Annotated in this window: 14 protein-coding genes; 6 read left to right on the plus strand and 8 right to left on the minus strand. The window is 70.1% G+C overall.

What is annotated here, in order from left to right:
• Positions 1-84: 84 nt before the first annotated feature.
• The 3 genes from ABZS61_RS23720 to ABZS61_RS23730 form a co-directional block, all read right to left on the minus strand.
• Entirely contained in the window at positions 85-1,767 is a 1,683-nt protein-coding gene (locus tag ABZS61_RS23720; protein ID WP_356424610.1) for a cellulase family glycosylhydrolase, read from the minus strand.
• Between the two features lie 258 nt (positions 1,768-2,025).
• Positions 2,026-2,793, minus strand: coding sequence for an NPP1 family protein (locus ABZS61_RS23725; RefSeq protein ID WP_356424613.1), 768 nt, complete (start codon positions 2,791-2,793; stop codon positions 2,026-2,028).
• A gap of 453 nt (positions 2,794-3,246) precedes the next feature.
• A complete protein-coding gene (locus tag ABZS61_RS23730; RefSeq protein ID WP_356424616.1) occupies positions 3,247-3,840 on the minus strand; it encodes a DinB family protein in 594 nt (197 codons plus the stop codon).
• A gap of 117 nt (positions 3,841-3,957) precedes the next feature.
• Between ABZS61_RS23730 and ABZS61_RS23735 the strand changes: the two genes are divergently transcribed.
• On the plus strand, positions 3,958-4,515 hold the full coding sequence (locus ABZS61_RS23735) for a TetR/AcrR family transcriptional regulator (RefSeq protein WP_356424619.1): 558 nt from the start codon (positions 3,958-3,960) through the stop codon (positions 4,513-4,515).
• A 72-nt stretch (positions 4,516-4,587) separates the two neighbouring features.
• The gene (locus ABZS61_RS23740) at positions 4,588-6,273 is read left to right on the plus strand and encodes an alpha/beta fold hydrolase (RefSeq protein WP_356424622.1); all 1,686 of its coding nucleotides are present in this window, start codon (positions 4,588-4,590) and stop codon (positions 6,271-6,273) included.
• 30 nt (positions 6,274-6,303) lie between these two features.
• Here the strand turns inward: ABZS61_RS23740 and ABZS61_RS23745 are convergent, their stop codons facing one another.
• Positions 6,304-7,131: an inositol monophosphatase family protein gene (locus tag ABZS61_RS23745; protein ID WP_356424625.1), complete on the minus strand. Its 828-nt coding sequence runs from the start codon at positions 7,129-7,131 to the stop codon at positions 6,304-6,306.
• Positions 7,132-7,346: 215 nt separating this feature from the next.
• Here ABZS61_RS23745 and ABZS61_RS23750 point away from each other — a divergent pair, with 215 nt between their 5' ends.
• Positions 7,347-9,911: a polysaccharide lyase family 8 super-sandwich domain-containing protein gene (locus ABZS61_RS23750; RefSeq protein WP_356424628.1), complete on the plus strand. Its 2,565-nt coding sequence runs from the start codon at positions 7,347-7,349 to the stop codon at positions 9,909-9,911.
• Between the two features lie 55 nt (positions 9,912-9,966).
• Here ABZS61_RS23750 and bla read toward each other — a convergent pair whose 3' ends face one another.
• From bla to ABZS61_RS23765, 3 genes are all read right to left on the minus strand, one after another.
• Positions 9,967-10,905 (minus strand): class A beta-lactamase, encoded by a 939-nt coding sequence (gene bla, locus ABZS61_RS23755; protein WP_356424631.1) that lies wholly within the window; start codon positions 10,903-10,905, stop codon positions 9,967-9,969.
• 113 nt (positions 10,906-11,018) lie between these two features.
• A complete protein-coding gene (locus ABZS61_RS23760) occupies positions 11,019-12,209 on the minus strand; it encodes an MFS transporter (protein ID WP_356424635.1) in 1,191 nt (396 codons plus the stop codon).
• 122 nt (positions 12,210-12,331) lie between these two features.
• Positions 12,332-12,808, minus strand: a complete 477-nt coding sequence (locus ABZS61_RS23765; RefSeq protein WP_356424638.1) for a helix-turn-helix domain-containing protein — start codon at positions 12,806-12,808, stop codon at positions 12,332-12,334.
• 90 nt (positions 12,809-12,898) lie between these two features.
• Between ABZS61_RS23765 and ABZS61_RS23770 the strand changes: the two genes are divergently transcribed.
• Complete coding sequence (locus ABZS61_RS23770; RefSeq protein ID WP_356424641.1) at positions 12,899-13,393, plus strand: PaaI family thioesterase; 495 nt, start codon at positions 12,899-12,901, stop codon at positions 13,391-13,393.
• 21 nt (positions 13,394-13,414) lie between these two features.
• Complete coding sequence (locus ABZS61_RS23775) at positions 13,415-14,356, plus strand: AraC family transcriptional regulator (protein ID WP_356424643.1); 942 nt, start codon at positions 13,415-13,417, stop codon at positions 14,354-14,356.
• 55 nt (positions 14,357-14,411) lie between these two features.
• Here the strand turns inward: ABZS61_RS23775 and ABZS61_RS23780 are convergent, their stop codons facing one another.
• Entirely contained in the window at positions 14,412-15,275 is an 864-nt protein-coding gene (locus ABZS61_RS23780) for an NAD(P)H-binding protein (RefSeq protein WP_356424646.1), read from the minus strand.
• A gap of 275 nt (positions 15,276-15,550) precedes the next feature.
• Between ABZS61_RS23780 and ABZS61_RS23785 the strand changes: the two genes are divergently transcribed.
• Positions 15,551-16,162 carry a dihydrofolate reductase family protein gene (locus ABZS61_RS23785; protein WP_356424649.1) on the plus strand — a complete coding sequence of 204 codons (612 nt, stop codon included), beginning with the start codon at positions 15,551-15,553 and terminating at the stop codon, positions 16,160-16,162.
• The last annotated feature ends 9 nt before the right edge of the window (positions 16,163-16,171 follow it).

Here is a 16,171-nt window from a genome sequence, read left to right on the forward strand (position 1 = left end):
GTGGCAGCCGCCTCACCCGCCACTGCGTACTGACCGGCGTGAGCGCGTGCCCCACGCCGGTCAGTCGATGCTCAGGACTCCTGATCAAGAGGTGGCGCAGGTGGTCCCGTTGAGGGTGAATCCGGTCGCGGCGGTGTTGGTCGCACCCCGGGCGCCGTTGAAGCCGACGGTGACCGAACCGCCGGCGGGTATGGCGGAGGTGTACGAGGCGGGGGCCACACTCACCGCACCGCCGTTCTGCGTGAAGGACCCGCCCCAGGCGTGGCTCACGGTCTGGCCGTCGGCGAACGAGAAGGCCAGCTTCCATCCGTTGATCGCCGTGGTGGAGGTGTTACGGATGATGATCTCGCCCTGGAATCCGCCGGGCCAGTCACCGACCACTCGGTAGCCGACGGAGCAGGCCGTTCCGGGTGTACCGGTGCCCTTGTCGGTGAGGACAGCCACGGTCGCCGAGCGGGTCGAGCGGTTCCCGGCCGCGTCGCGGGCGTAGACGGCAAAGGTGTAGGACGTCTCGGCGGTGAGGCCGCTCACCGTGACGCTGTTGGTGGAGGAGGCGGCGGCCGCGGTCTCGGATCCGCCGCTGACGCGGACGATGTCGTAGCCCACGACGCCGACGTTGTCGGTGGCGGCGGTCCAGTTGAGGGTGGCGGAGGTGGCCGTCACGGCCGAAGCGGTCGGGGTGCCGGGGGCTCTCGGGGCCTCGGTGTCTCCCGGTTCGCCGCCGCCGAAGACGGTGGCCTCCCGGGACGTCTGGGCGATGCCGTTGACGCCGTTGAAGATGCGCTCGCCCCAGGAGCTGAGCCTGGTGGGGTCGAAGTCGATCGTCAGGTCGAGGATCGGGTCGGTGTTACCGCTCCAGGACCAGGCCAGGTAGCCGAGCTTGAGCTGTTGGGCGGTGGCCATCATGGTGTTCTCGTCCGGGTCGCCGTACTGGTCGGCGGGCCCTCCGAACTCACCGATCAGGATCGGCAGGCCGGCGTCGACGAACGCGTTCAGGTAGTCGGTGACCTTGTCGGCGGTGTTGTAGACGCTGTACATGTGGATCGAGAAGATCAGGTTGCCGGTGGGGTCGGCGTCGTAGACGGTCTGGGCGTTGGCACGCATGACGCCCTGCCAGTCCTGGCCCCAGTTCGGCGCGTCCACCATGATCGTGTGCTCGAACCCCGCGGTGCGCAGCTTCTTGACGGCGGAGGTGGTGGGCTCGGTCCAGCCTTCGGGGTTGCTGTTGCCCCAGGGCTCGTTGCCGATGTTGATGATGACGTAGTTCTCTTCACCGGTGAGTACGCTCTGCAGGCCGAGCCAGTAGTCAGCGGCATGGTCGAGCGTTCCGGCCGCCGCGTCCTCGCCGTAACCAGTGGTGTCGTGCACCTCCAGCACACAGATGAGACGGTTCGCCTTGCACTGGTCGACGATGCTCGCAACGTCCGCGGGGCTGTTCTTGCTCCAGCGGTGTCCGTCGGAGAGAACCACGCGGACCGTGTTGGCGCCCGTGGCCTTGATGTCGGCCAGCGACTGCGTCTCGCCGGGGTACCAGGTGTGGGCGTGATTGACGCCGCGCATGACGAAGTCGTTGCCGTTGGCCTCGAGCAGACGGCCGTCGCTGATATGGAGGCCGGTGGCGAGCGCGCCGGCTTCGTCGGCCTGCGCCCGGGCCTGAGCCGCGGCAGGGCCCGGAATCCCGACAACGACGAGCCCGAGTAAGGCGGCCAGAGCGGTCAGCAGAACGGTGACCGGGCTCTTACGTCTCGTACGTCCAGTTGTTCTCATTACGACTCCAGAGGATGAGCGCCAGGAAACATCAGCCAGAAATGTGGGAGCGCTCCCATAAAGCCATCATGCCAGGGGCACGTCAAGACGTTGCGCACGCTCCGGCACGGGAACGACCGCAAGCCGAGCGGGAATCCGGCGTACGCGAAAGGGATGACGAGAGACATCACCCGGCAAACCCGCCGGGCCTCGGGGCCGGCGAGGCGGACGTGCGGACTTCCCGGCCGCACGCCTGCCTCCCGGGCGCCGAACGGCTCGTCAGGCGTTGGGGTCGAACGGGACGCCGGCCGGCTTGGCCTTCTCGAGGTGACTGTTGAAGTTGCCGTCCTTGAGGCCGAAGACGGCACTCCCGAAGTTCGCCTGTGTCAGCTTGTCCCGCAGACCGGCCGGGTAGCCGTTCCAGCCGACCAGCTTGGGGAACTGCCATCCGTGATAGTGGTTCTCCGGCGGCTCGTCGTTGGAGTTCGCGGGGCGGAAGCAGTGGGTGCTCACACCGTCCTTGTGGTACACGATCTTGGGATGTGTTCCGTCCCACCGGATCTGATCGCGACCGTAGATGTCGAAGTCGCCGTGAGCGGACGTGGATACGTAGCGGGCCTCGTTGTTCTGCACCCACACCACGACATGTTCCCAGTCATGTCGGTGCCCGCCGAGCCCGCTGCCGGCCACTGCCTGGTCCTTCTCGAAGTAGAGACCGTAGATGATCGCGCACCAGCCGTTGTTGCACTTGTAGCGGGCGTACCCGTTGGTGTTGTCCAGGTCCGAGGCGTCACGGCAACTCCCGTTGACGGCACCGGTGGTGTTGAGGCCGGGGGCTATGGTCCCGTCCGGCCCGATGGCGGGCGTGGAGTAGCAGCCGTCCGTGTCGTAGTCGTAAGCGGGCTGGAACGACTGCTCCATACCATCGGCATTGAGGGGCAAAGCACCGGGCGGGGCGGCGTACGCGCTCCCGGAAGTCGCGATGACCATGGCCAGGGCGCTGCCCACCACGAGCGACACCCTGCTGACTCGTGCTCTGCTCTTCACTGCTGCCTCCTGGTCGACGCGCGTCGGGGGTCACGCGGCTACGATTGACATGCCCATCGCAACCATGCTGAATCCCGCGACACACGGACCGAGCACCACCTGATGTCGAGGTGATGAAGGCTCAGCCAACACACGAAGGAGCGAGGCGCCCCTGTCGGGCGGCAGCAGGATCCCACCCGCGCCTCTCCATCAGTGGGCGGGGCGGGGCGGGGCGGTCGCTCCGGCTACCGGCCGTCCCCTGTCGCGCGAGGACGTCCGGGCGGCCGACGACACGCCTGCCCGTCGGCGAGGCGGGAGAGCGCGGACCCGCGCGAGCCCCGCGGCGGCGGCCCTGCGCACCCGATGGCGTCCGGTCAGCAGCGACTGGGTCGGACGCGAGCGGAGCAGTAGCCGGTCCCTACCATTCCCCCACCCGTCGATGCGAACGCGTCCACCCCGGCATCGGCGGAGGGATCAGCCGCGACCGGCCTCCTGCGCGGCGCGCTCCAGCCGGCCTCGGTAGCTCTCCCACGACGACTGATCGCCCGGCGGCATGTTGTCGTTGCCCTTCGCCATCCCGACGGCCCCGTCGATGAGTTCCCTGACGATATCGGCGTGCCCGGCGTGCCGCTGGGTGTCGCCGAGCACGCGTACCAGCACGTGGTGCAGCGTCACACGGCTCCGCTCTTCCGGCCACCAGGGGACGCGGCCGACAGCATCGAGACCGTGCGTGGCGATCGTGGTGTCCGCGTGCTCCCAAGCCCGGCGGTACAACCCCACGACCATGTCGCGGGACTCATCCGGGGTGGCCCACATGTCCGCCCCCGGTTCGGCGTCCTCCCCGTACCAGGACGGCGGTTCATCGAAGAACGGCCGCCCGAACGTGTCCCCGAAGTAGCCCAGTTCCACGCCGGTGAGGTGCCTGACCAGGCCCAGCAGATTCGTGCCGGTCGGCGTCAGCGGACGACGGATGTCGTACTCCGCGAGGCCGTCGAGCTTCCACAGCAAGGCATCACGGGCGGCTTGCAAGTAGTGGAGCAGGTCCGCCTTCGACTCCGAATCGGTCATGCCGGGAAGTCTCCCATCCCCCTCCGACCATCGCGCCGCCGACGACTCCCGCCGAAGAGAGGCCCGCTCGGCCACCTACCCCTTGAACTAATATGTAGATCGGTCTAGTTTTACGCCATGGGACAGAAGGGCACCGAAACACGGGACAAGCTGCTGACTGCGACACAGGAGCTGATCGAGGCCGGGGGCTACTACGGCGCCGGACTCAACCAGGTGATCGCCGCCAGTGGCGCGCCCCGCGGTTCGCTCTACTTCCACTTCCCGGGCGGCAAGGACCAGTTGGTCGCTGAGTCCGTCCGGCGCGCCGGACAGTCGATCGGAGTCGCCCTGGGCGAGCCGGCCGACTCCGGCTCGTCGGTGGCCGAGCTCGTCAACGGGGTGCTGCGGCACCTGGGCGACCGACTGGAGGAGTCCGGCTGGCGCAAGGGATGCCCTGTGGCCACCGTCGCGCTGGAAACGGCCGCCGTCAACGATCCGCTGCAGGAGGCATGCTCCGAGGTCTACACCTCCTGGGAAGCCGCCCTGCGCGTACAACTGACGGGCCGTCCCGACGCCGACGACCTCGCAGTCACGATCCTGGCGCTCGTGGAAGGAGCACTTCTGCTGGCCCGGGCACACCGCAGCAGGGAGCCGCTGGATCGCGTCGCCCGCCAGGTCGACGTCCTCATGAGCTGACACGGCCCGCTGTCGTCTGCGGGCCCTTTTCGCGGTGCAAAAAATATGTAGACCGATCCATCAAGGAGCCTCATGGATGCGATTGTCTTCGGCGCGACCGGCTTCATCGGCCGCTCCCTCGTCGCGGAACTGCTCACCCGGGGTCAGCGGGTGGCCGCAGCCGTCCGTCACGACACCCTGACTCCGTGGCTGGCCGCACAGGGAGTTGACACCGGCGGACTGGAAATCTTCGCCGCCGATATCACCCGACCACTGTCCGGACTGCCCGAGGTGCGCGACGTCTACAACGCCGCCGGCCGCTTCGCCTTCGGCCTCGATTCGCCGGAGGCCCGGGCGACCAACGTCACCGGGGCCCTCAACGTCCTCGAGTGGGCTGCCGGTCTGCCCCGGTTGCGCCGACTGGTGCACATCAGCGGCTACCGGGTGAGCGCCGCCGGCAGCCGTCCCGACCACTCCGCGCTCGGAGCGTACGAGGCGTCGAAGGCCGAGGGTGATCTCGCGATGCGTGCCCGGGCCGATGAGTTGGGGGTTCCGCTGACCATCGCCAATCCGGCCACCGTGATCGGGCCCGGTCAGTACATCGGTCTGGCCACGCTCGTCGAGAACCTGTGGAACGGGCGCCTCCCCGCCTCGCCCGGCGGGCCCGACACCTTCGTGCCGGTCACGACGATCGACCACCTCGTACGGTTTCTGGCCGAGATCCCCGCATCGCCCCGGGGTGAGCACTACTGGGTGCTGGACGACTCCACGCCCCATCTCCCCGAGCTGATCGGAACGATCGCCCGCCACACAGGCGTGCGGGCCCCTCGCAGGACCGTTCCCGTCGGCCTCCTGCGGCGCCTGCCGCGCGGGTTGACCGGCGCCGATCCCGAGACGCTGTCGTTCCTGTCGGCCGACCGCTACCCGACGGCCTCAGCCCGAGCCTTCGCCGCGACGGCGGGACTGGAAATGCCCCCGGCCGCCGACGCGTTGCGCGCGTGGGCCGACGAGCTGGTGGCCGCCCGCTTCGGCTCCGCGACGCCCTGGCACAGCCCGTACGGCTTCCACTCCGTGGCGGGCAGCAGGACCTGGGTGATCGGAGAGCGGTACCGCCCCGCCCATGTCCTGCTGCACGGACTGCCGATGAACGCCGACCTCTGGGCGCCGCTCGCCGCCCGCCTCCCGGGGCCGGTCCTGGCCCCCGATCTGCCGGGGCTGGGGCGATCCTCGGCCACCTCCCGGTCGGTGGACACATGGCTGGCCGACCTTCTGAGCCCGATACGGAGCCGCCCCGTGCTCGTGGCGCACTCCGTCGCCTGCGGACCCGCGCTTCGCTTCGCCGTCGACCGACCGGACCGGATCAGCGGGCTCGTCCTCATCTCCCCGTCGTTCCTGCAGGCACCCGCTCCGCGGTTCGTCCGCTCGGGCGCGGCCGCCGCGATGATGCGCCGCATGTCCGCCGCCCGGCTGGCCCGGGCACTCGGTGTGCCCGAGGGTCGTGAGACGGAGAGCGCCGCGGCGGACCTCCGCCGTCCCGGAGCGGCACGCCGGGCAGTCTCGGCCCTGCGCACGGACATGACCGAACGCCGGCGGTCGCGGGTGCTGTTGGACCGGGTGACCGTGCCGGTCCGGATCGTGGCGGGCTCGGCCGACCCGCTGGTCTCGGCCGTCAACTGTCCCGTGGTCGAGATCGAGGGGGCGGGTCACTACCCCCAGCTGACCCATCCCACCCTGGTGGCCGGCCATCTCGGCACCCCTTCCGCCGCGTTCGGCGGATGACACCGGTTCCTGATCGCACCCGCCAAAGCTTCAGCCCGAAGCGGCTGGGGAAGCCGCAGCCTGGTTCCGGATCATCTCCAGCAACGTGGTGTGGGTCCGCTGGTCGGCTGCGGCAATCAGTCCACCTGCGCCGGTGTGCAGTGGCTGGCCGTGGATGCCGGTCACCACGCACCCGGCGGCTTCGCACAGGGCGATTCCGGCAGCGAAATGTACGGAGTCGCTCAGGTGGCCGTCGGTGACGTAGGCGGCTCTTCGGCCGGCAGCCACCCAGGCGACGGCCAGGGTCGTGGAGACGACGCGTGGCCGGAAGTGGTCGGTGAACCCTGGGGCGGCGAGGAGGTGAGCTGCCCGGAAGTCCGGTGCGTTGGGGAAGGGCGGGTCGAGGTTGACGTCGACGAGCCGGGATGCGGCCGAGGGGATGAGTTCTTCGTCGACTTCGCCCCTTCGGAGCCGGGCGCGCCTGCCGTCGGTCCAGAAGACCTCACCGCTGAACGGGTCGGCTGAAGCGGACACGGTGATGTCGCGCCCCACCCGCAGGGCCACGTTCACCGAGGCCAGCATGGTGTGTACGGCGTAGTTCAGCGTCCCGCACAACGGGTCGACGAGCCATCTGCGCTCCGCTCCGTCCGCGCCGCTGTGTCCGCTCTCCTCTCCCGTCACGGCGTCGTGGGGTCGGGCGGATCTCAGGATGCCGAGGATCGCCTTCTCCGCCGCGAGGTCCGCGCCTGTCGCGAAGTCGCCGTCGGACTTCTCGAACCGCTCCAGGGATTCCCCGTACATGTCGCGGACCACGGTCGCTCCTGCCCGTGCCGCCGCCAGAGCCAGTTGCGCATCGTCTTCCGTGTTCATGATCAGCATGTGCCCAGGGTATCCACGGCGCACCGTGACGGGCCGGCGATGGCGGCGGAGCTCCGGGTGGACGACGTTCGGCTGGTTTCCGACCATATCTCCCGCTTGTGCCGCCGTGGCAGCACCACTCTCCCGGCGAACCCTCCATCCGCCCCGTTGACATGGGCGAGAACCCGTTGCTTGGCTGAGGACAAGCGCTTTCGGCCGGACTTTGGAGCGTTCAGGTGGAGTTCTCGCGTCGTTCCGTGCTGTCCATGATCCCGGCGGTGACCCTGCTGACCGTGGCCCAGACACTTCGAGCCCGAGCGGCGGTCCGGCGCGAGCCGGACGCGTCCGGCCGCACAGTGGCCGACCATGACGCTCTGGTCCGCAACACCGTCGCGATCTTCGCCGGCACCACCGAAGCCAACGCCCGCCCCGAGGTCGCACCGAAACTCGCCGCCCTGCAGGCGACAGCTCGTACCAGGCTCGCCGCGATGGACAGCGCCGGACAGGGCGAACTCTTCGCGGGCGTCCCGCTCGGGACCAGCGACCCCAACCTGAGCCTGTCCTTCCAGTACCTGTACGACATCGCCCTCGCCACCGCTCTTCCGGGTACCGGCGCCTCGGAGCTCCGCGACGACAGCGCGGTCCGGCGGCGGGTCATCGACGGCCTGGTCCACCTCCACGACGCGTACTACGGCGATCAGGCCAAGGGCTACTACGGCAACTGGTTCCACTGGGAGATCGGAATCTCCGCCTACGTCACCAAGATCCTCGTCCTTCTGGCGGACGAACTCACGGCGTACCGGCCTGAGCTCGCCACGACCTATGTGGCCTCCATGGACGCCTACCTCCGCAACGGCAGGGACGGCGACGTCGATCTGGACTCGCGATTCCACACGGGCGCCAATCTCGCCGACATCACGACGAACCGGATCCTCCAGGGTGCCGTTCTCGGCGACGAGGTCCGCATCGCGAAGGCCGTAGCCGACCAATTGACCGTCTTCGCGACGATCGACCCGTACAACCCGCGGCACGGCGTCACGGACGGTTTCTACGCCGACGGTTCCTTCGTCCAGCACGGCTCCGTCGCGTACACGGGCTCCTACGGGAAGGGCCTGCTCACCCGCATCGTCCAGACGATAAAGATCCTCGACGGAACCGGCTACGTGTCCGGCGACAGCCTTGTCGGTGTCGTGCAGGGCTGGGTCGCCGACGCCTTCGCCCCGCTGATCTTCGAAGGCTGGATGATGGAGATCGTCAAGGGCCGCGCGGTCTCGCGGACCGGCACGGGGTACGCGGACGTCGCCGCCGTCGTGGAGGCCGTCGTCGACCTCTCCGCGTACACCACCGGCAGTGACACCGAGGCGCTCGAGGGCTACGTCAAGTACGTCGGTCTGGCCTCGAAGGCCGGCCTCGACGCGGCCTCCTTCGTCTCCCCCGTCAGCATCGCCCGCTACGCCGGCATCCTGAAGTCCTCGGCACCCGCGAGGGACCTCGGTCCAGCCGCCTCGCACACCGCGTTCAACGCGATGGACAGGACCGTCCACCGGCGGCCCGGCTACGCGTTCGCCCTGACCCGCAGCTCCGCGCGCATCAGCAAGTACGAGTACATGAGCGGCGAGAACCTGATGCCGTGGTTCCAGGGCGACGGCGCGCACTACCTCTATCTCTCCGGCAAGGACCAGCGGCAGTCGTTCGGCATCGACTACTTCACGGCCGTCTCCCCGTACCGCCTGGCCGGCGTCACCGCTCCGGTGGAGACGCGCCGCACCGTCCCCGAGCTCTACGGGACGCTCTGGTACGACAACCCCGAGCGCGGCTTCACCGCATCGTCCGAGTCGCAGAACGCCTACGTCTACTTCCCCCGCGGCAGCCACGCCTTCTCGGGCGGCACCCGTCTGGGCCCTTACGGTGTGGCCGGTCTCGTCCAGTCCGACGACGCGGCGTACACCGCCGAGCAGGCGGGCGAACTCCCCGACGACTTCGTCGCCTACCAAGGGGCCCGTGCCACCAAGTCGTGGTTCATGTTCGACGACGAGATAGTGGTCCTCGCCGCAGGAGTGGCCGGACTCGCGGACCGCGCGGTGACCACGAGCGTCGACAGCCGTATCGCCGCTCCCTCAGCGCCCGTCACCCTCACCGGGGCCCTCCGTGACGGGACGCCCTGGCAGGGCACCGGGACCGCCCCACTGGCCTGGCTGCGTTACGCCGATGCCGAACAGGGGGCCGCGATCGGGTACGTCTTCCTGTCCGGCCCTCGGCCGGCTGTCGCACTCGGCGCAGTCACCCGCAGCCGGCGTGTCGTACGACTGACCAATCCCGACACCCCGGTCACCAAGCAGATCTTCACGCTCTCGTACGAGCAGGCCGCCGGGGAGCGGCCGGCCGCGATGGCGCACGTCCTCGTCCCGAACGCCTCGGCCCGGCAGTTGGCCGCCTACGCCCATGGCCCGCTCTCCGTACTGGCCAACACCGCCCGCCTGCAGGCCGTCACGCACACCCGCCTGGGAGTGGTCGCCGCCAATTCCTTCGCCCCGGGCAGGCACCGTGCCGACCGCCTCACCATCGACGGCGCGGCGTCGGTGATGCTTCGCCGGGCTCCCGACGGCACGTGCTCGGTCGCGGTGTCCGATCCCACGACGCAGCGGAGCACGGTCTCGGTCACGATCCACGGACCGGCCTTGCGGGCCCTCTCGGCCGACGACGGCGTCCGCGTCCGCCGCGTCCTCGGCGGCACTCGCCTCGACGTCACGACCCGTCACGCCCATGGCCGCAGCTTCACCGCCACGCTGGGACGGCGCTGACGGCGCCTTCGGGGGCCTCGTCCCGGCCCCGATGGCCCTCAGCGCGACTCTGCCGTCAGGACAGTGACTCGGCGGCCACGGATGCCGCCTGCGCGATCAGCCGGTCGTCGTACTTTGCCCCGTCCTCGGTGCGGTTCGACATGATCGCCATGACGATGGGGGCGGCGCCCGGCGGCCACACCACAGCGATGTCGTTGCGGGTGCCGTACGTGCTGCCGGCCCCCGACTTGTCGCCGGTCTCCCAGCCGTCGGGCACTCCGGCCCTGACGAGCCCGGTGCCGGTGGTGCTGGTGCGTAGCCACTCCGTGAGCTGTGCTCGTTCACCCGTGCCCAGGACGTCGCCCAGGACGAACGCGCGCAGGTCTGCGGCCAGGGCCCGCGGCGTGCTCGTGTCCCGTGTGGCACCGGGGGTCCAGTCGTTCAGTTGCGGCTCGCGGCGCTCCATCCGCGTCACGTCGTCGCCGATCTCCTGGAGTTCGGCATCCAGTCCCCGAGGGCCGCCCACCTGGTCGAGCAGCAGATTGGCAGCGGTGTTGTCGCCGAAGCGGACGGCGGCGTCACAGAGGGCGCCCAGGGTCATCCCGCTCCCAGTGTGCTTCGACGTCACGGGAGAGGGCGGGACCAGTTCATCCGGGGAGTACCTGACTGTCCGTCCCATCCCGTCCAGGGAGTACTTCCGCAGCACAGCACCGGCGGCGAGCACCTTGAACGTGGAGGCGTAGGCGAACCGCTCTCCGTCGTTGTGAGCCACTTCGCGTCCGCTGCCCGTGTCGACAGCGTAGACACCCAGCCGGGCACCGAACTTGCGCTCGAGCTCCTCGAATTCAGGGGCGGACTCCCCCGCGCCCGGGCTCGGCCCCACCCCCGTCGCAGCGGACGAGGCCGGGAACGCGGGCGAGGCCGGGGGGACGTCCTGGCCGCAGGCCGCCACAGGGGTGACCAGCAGCATGGCGAGCGCACCGCCTACAGCGCGTCGGGCACCTGAACCCCGCATGGTCGAAACCTCCTTGGCGCGCCCCTGCCCGGGGCGGCGTAGGGGATGGAGCGGCATCGTCCATCCCGGTTCACAGGCACGGGCATCGCCTCCGCCCGCACCCATGGACATCCTCACATCCCCGCCCGCACCGGCCGCCGGAGCAGGTACACGGCCGCGGTCGACACCAGGAGGGCCATGCACGCGATGAACACCAGCCCCGCACCCTCCAGGCCGATGGGACCCGACAGCACTCCCACACCGATCACTGGCACCGAGATTCCCGCGTACGCCACCACGAACAGGGTCGAGATCACCGCCGCGCGCCGGTCCTCGGGAGACGCCCCGGCCACCGCGGACAGCGCCCCGCGGAACGCCAGCCCCTGCCCCACTCCGCCGACCAGCGCGCTCAGCACCACCAGGAACAACAGGTCCCATCGCAGTGCTCCCGCGAGAAGCGCCAGCCCGGCGAGGAGACCGGCGCAGCCCAGGGGCAGCGATCGCGCCACGCCGACCCTGCCGACTGCCAGCTGCCCGGCGGTCGAGGCGAAGAAGGCCAGCGCGACGACCAGTCCGCTCACCGCGTGGTTGTCCACATCAAGGGATTCCGCGAGGAACGCCGGGCTGACCGACGTGAACACGCCGAAGAGCGCGAACCCGACGAACGAGGCGATCGCGGCCGGCGCGAACACCGACCGCACCTGCGGGGGCAGGCCGGGCCGCCGCGGCCTTACGGTACTCAGCGGACGTCGCTCCGGTACGGTCTCCCCGAGTCCCACCGTGATCGCGGCACAGGCGGCCAGCAGGGTGAGATGCACGGCGAACGGCAGGTACAGGGGCCAGGGGGCGTACTGCGCGAGCACCCCGGCAAGCAACGGGCCGCAGCCCAGCCCGCCCATGTTGGCGGCAGTCGCCACGAACGTGGCCCGGGAGGCGCCGCCGTACGGTGCCAGCTCCATCACGTACACCGTGGCGGCCCCGGTGAACAGGCCCGCGGACAGGCCGGACAGCAACCGCCCCGCAAACAGCCAGCCCAGCCCGGTGGCACACAGGAAGCAGACGGCGCTCGCCGCCGCGAACCCCAGGCCCGCCAGCAGTACGGGCCGCCTGCCCACGACGTCGGAGACGTTGCCGGCCAGCAGCAGCACACCGATGACCCCGAAGGCATAGACGGCGTACACGACGGTCACCGTCAGCTCGGAGAACCCGAACTTGTCCTGGTAGAGGCCGTAGAGGGGGGTCGGCAGCGTGGTGCCCGCCATGCACACGGCGAACACCGCTCCGCTGAGGAAACACTGGCGCCACCCTTGGCGATCACCGTCCATGCCGCGACCGTAACCCCACGTGCCGCCCCCGACCGGCCAGGCGTGCCCGGCGTGCCCAAACCAGTGAGGGGTGACGGTCCATGCGTCGGGAGACAGCGTTCATCAGTCCCGGTGGGTGCTCGTCACTGCGCCTGGGACGAAGGCCTTGCGGCGGGGCCGGAGGTGACCTCGACGTCGGACGGGTCGAGCGCCAGGTGCTCCGCGGCGCACTCGACGACCGCGCGCACCGGCCCACCGCACGCGGTGTGGCGAAGGTCGAGCACGGGCACCTCGGGGTCCACGGCGTACGTCTCGCCCCATTGCCGCAGGGCCACCAGGACGGGCCACAGCTCCCAGCCCTTCCGGGACAGGCGGTACTCCTGCCTGGTGCGTCGGCCCGGTTCCCGGTACGGGACCGTGCGCATGATCCCGGCGGCCGTCAGTTTGCGCAGCCGGTCCGAGAGGACCGCTTCGGACAACCCCACATGACGGTGGAAGTCGTCGAAGCGCCGTACGCCGTTGGCCGCGTCACGCAGGATCAGCAGCGTCCACTTCTCGCCGACGATGTCGAGCGTGCGCTGGACCGGGCAGTTCTCCGTACTCGTCTCCAGCCACTCCATCCGACGATGATAGACCGCTTGACTTCATTGTTGACAGTCAGCTGCGGACCTGGCTAGCTTCACCTGACATAGTCAGCGAAAGGCAGCACCATGGGGCGATCTCGCACCTACGAATGGCAGGACCCGGCCGTCACGGCGGCCGCCGTCGGCCGGGGCACCGGCCTGGAATTCCTCCGTGACATCGCGGCCGGCCGCCTCCCCGGCCCCCCGGTCGGAGCGACCGTGGACTTCAACCTCGACGAGGTCGAGCACGGACGCGCCGTGTTCTCACTGCTCCCGGGCGAGGAGCACTACAACCCCATCGGCAGCGTGCACGGCGGCATCTTCGCCACCCTGCTCGACTCCGCGGCCGGCTGTGCCGTCCAGTCCACACTGCCGCGCGGCACCGGATACACCTCCCTGGACCTGACCGTGAAGTTCCTGCGCCCGGTCACCGTCGGGACCGGCAGGGTCCGGGCTGTGGGAAGAGTCGTGAGCAGCGGCCGCCGCACCGCGCTCGCCGAGGCACAGCTGCTCGACGCCGGGGACCGTCTGCTCGCCCACGCGACAAGCAGTTGTCTGCTGTTCTCCGTGTCCGCTGCCTGAACGGCTGCATATCGTTGCGCCATGGACGTGTTCGACGAGTTGTTGCGGAGTGTGCGGGGCCGGGGAGCAGTGTTCGGCCGGTCGATGCTGTGGCCGCCGTGGTCGCTGCGATTCACCGACGGGGCGTACCTGACCTTCTGCGTGCCCCTGCGAGGTGCCGGGTGGATCGTGCCGGAGGGCGGTGAACCGCGGCACGTAGGACTCGGCGAAGCCGCGATCGTCCGGGGCCCCGCGCCGTTCACCTTCACCGACGACATCACCCGGCAGCCGGGAGCGGGCGCGCGGGAGGTGCGCTGGAGCGAGGATCCGGGGAGCGGGCAGGACCCGGATCACGAACTCGGCGGTACCACCGTCCTGCTGGCGGCGGCCTACGACGTGCGGGCCCAGGTTCCGCAGCGGCTGCTCCGGGTCCTGCCCCCGGCTCTTGTCGTACCGGAAGGCCATGACTGCACGGCGATGCGGGACTACCTGGAGGTGCAGATAGCCGGGACGCGTCCGGGCCGCCAGATCGTGCTCGACCGGTTGCTGGACTGGCTGCTGGTGTGCACGCTCCGGGACTGGTTCGACCGCCCGGAGGCCGAGTCGCCGGGGTGGTACCAGGCACTCGGGGACGAGGTGGCGGGTCCCGCGCTGCAGGCGATTCACGAGGACCCCGCGCACCCCTGGACGACGGCGGGCCTGGCGGCCCGGTCCGGAGTGTCGCGTACGACACTGGCCAAGCGGTTCACCGAGCTCGTCGGGGAGGCCCCGGTCGCGTATCTGACGGAGTGGCGGATGACCCTGGCCGCCGATCTGCTGAGCCGCCCCGAGCTGACCGTGGCGGCGGTCGCTCGCCAGGTCGGGTACGCGGACGCGTTCGGTTTCAGCGCGGCATTCAAGAGACTCCGGGGCGAGAGCCCGAGCACGTATCGCCTGGAGGCGGTCGACCGCGCACCGGGCCGGGCCGCCGCCCCGACAGCCTGATCGCGCAGGATGCGTACGGGCATCGACCCACCCGTATGCTCCTCGCCGCTGTCACTCAGCGCCAAGCCCCTTCGGCTGCCGCGTCCCGGACGAAGTCGGCGAAGTCACGCGGTGCCCGGCCGAGTGCCCGCCGCACCCCGTCGGAGACCTGGGCCTCCCTGCCCGTGCGGATCGGCAGGAGCGCATCGGCCCAGAGCGCGGCCTCGGCCTCCGGCATTCCCTGGGCCACAAGCCCGGCCCTGAACGCGGCATCGTCCACTCCGACGTACGACGCACGCCGGCCGGTCGCCCTCGCGATCTCGTCGAGGACCTCGGCGAGGCCGAGCGCACGGGGGCCCGACAGTTCGTACACCTCGCCCGTGTGGCCGTCCTGGGTGAGTGCGGCGACGGCCACCGCCGCGATGTCGTCCGCGTCGACGAACGCGGCGGCTCCGTCCCCGACGGGCAACGCGAGTTCGCCGCCCGCCACGCCGTCGAGGAAGACCCCCTCGCTGAAGTTCTGGGCGAACCAGCCGGGCCGCAGGATCGTCCAGTCCGCCCCGGAGGCCCGCACGGCCGCCTCGCCCTCCCTGTGCGGACCTTCGCCTTCGTAGGCTTCGCCGAAGTAGCCGGGCACGTCGACGCCCCGGGCCGAGAGCAGCACAAGGCGTTCCACCCCGCTCGCGACTGCCAGCTCGACCAGGGCAGGCGTCGGAGAGGGCGAGGTGTCCAGCGGAACGATGTAGACGGCGGTGACTCCTTCCAGGGCGGCCTTCCAGGTGTCCGGGTCCGCCCAGTCGAACCGGGTCTCCCCGGACCGCGAGGCCGCGCGTGTCCGTACGCCCTGTTCGCGGAGGCGGGCCACGACCCTGCGGCCGGTCTTGCCGGTACCACCGGTCACCAGTACGTCGACGGGCGCCTTCTCGTCTTTCTGTGTCATGACGCAAGCGTGTGCCTGCGGGCCCCGAACTGCCATGCCTCAGCGTCCGGAACGGCTGTCCATGCGTCCGGACGAGGACCGGCGCAGCGGTGCCCGTGGCGGCAGCCCACCGTCGTCAGCCGTCCGCGTGACGGTGACGGCGAACATCACCGTCATCTGGTTCTGTAGGGGGAGCCTGCGGTCTGCGGAGCCGGGACCGATGAGTTCTCCGGCGGCCCGGTGTCTCACAGGGAGCTACGGAAACGTCCGGCCCCCAGAGAAGAGAGTGGTGCGCGATGAGGTTGGTACTGCAGGAGTTCCTGTCGCTGGACGGCGTCTACCAGGGCCCGGGATCGCCGGACGAGGACACCAGTGACGGGTTCACGCGGGGCGGGTGGTTCGTTCCGCACATGGACGAGGAGTTCGAACGGCAGGCCGGCACCTGGCTCGCCACGGCGGATGCGTTCCTGTTCGGCCGCCGAACCTACCTGAACTTCGCACGGGACTGGCCGCAGATGACCGAGCACCCGTTCGCCGGCATTCTGAACGGCCTGCCGAAATACGTCGCCTCCCACAGCCTGACCGAGGCCGCGTGGGACCGGACCACGATCCTGTCCGGCGACATCCCTGCCCAGGTCGCCGAACTGAAGCAGCAGTCCGGTCGGGACCTGCAGATCCACGGCAGCGGTCGGCTGGGTCAGTCCCTGCTGGCGGCGGGACTGGTCGACGAACTGCGTCTCGCGATCGCCCCGGTGGTCGTGGGCACGGGCCGCCGCCTGTTCCCGGACGGCGGCGCCCCGGTCGGCCTGCGGCTCCTGCGCAGTCGGACGACACCGGGCGGACTGGCGATTCACATGTACGAATCGACAGGGCTGCCGGAGTACGGGAGGTACGGGGCCGACGTGTAGGCGGTCGGC

The sequence above is a fragment of the Streptomyces sp. NPDC005566 genome (assembly GCF_040605575.1).
Lineage (GTDB): Bacteria > Actinomycetota > Actinomycetes > Streptomycetales > Streptomycetaceae > Streptomyces.

Excerpts from the sequence above, each read along its gene's own strand:
- ABZS61_RS23720 (WP_356424610.1), bottom strand. The coding sequence starts at position 1,767 with ATGAGAACAACTGGACGTACGAGACGTAAGAGCCCGGTCACCGTTCTG.
- ABZS61_RS23730 (WP_356424616.1), bottom strand. The coding sequence starts at position 3,840 with ATGACCGATTCGGAGTCGAAGGCGGACCTGCTCCACTACTTGCAAGCC.
- ABZS61_RS23735 (WP_356424619.1), top strand. The coding sequence starts at position 3,958 with ATGGGACAGAAGGGCACCGAAACACGGGACAAGCTGCTGACTGCGACA.
- ABZS61_RS23740 (WP_356424622.1), top strand. The coding sequence starts at position 4,588 with ATGGATGCGATTGTCTTCGGCGCGACCGGCTTCATCGGCCGCTCCCTC.
- ABZS61_RS23745 (WP_356424625.1), bottom strand. The coding sequence starts at position 7,131 with ATGCTGATCATGAACACGGAAGACGATGCGCAACTGGCTCTGGCGGCG.
- bla (WP_356424631.1), bottom strand. The coding sequence starts at position 10,905 with ATGCGGGGTTCAGGTGCCCGACGCGCTGTAGGCGGTGCGCTCGCCATG.
- ABZS61_RS23760 (WP_356424635.1), bottom strand. The coding sequence starts at position 12,209 with ATGGACGGTGATCGCCAAGGGTGGCGCCAGTGTTTCCTCAGCGGAGCG.
- ABZS61_RS23765 (WP_356424638.1), bottom strand. The coding sequence starts at position 12,808 with ATGGAGTGGCTGGAGACGAGTACGGAGAACTGCCCGGTCCAGCGCACG.
- ABZS61_RS23770 (WP_356424641.1), top strand. The coding sequence starts at position 12,899 with ATGGGGCGATCTCGCACCTACGAATGGCAGGACCCGGCCGTCACGGCG.
- ABZS61_RS23775 (WP_356424643.1), top strand. The coding sequence starts at position 13,415 with ATGGACGTGTTCGACGAGTTGTTGCGGAGTGTGCGGGGCCGGGGAGCA.
- ABZS61_RS23780 (WP_356424646.1), bottom strand. The coding sequence starts at position 15,275 with ATGACACAGAAAGACGAGAAGGCGCCCGTCGACGTACTGGTGACCGGT.
- ABZS61_RS23785 (WP_356424649.1), top strand. The coding sequence starts at position 15,551 with ATGAGGTTGGTACTGCAGGAGTTCCTGTCGCTGGACGGCGTCTACCAG.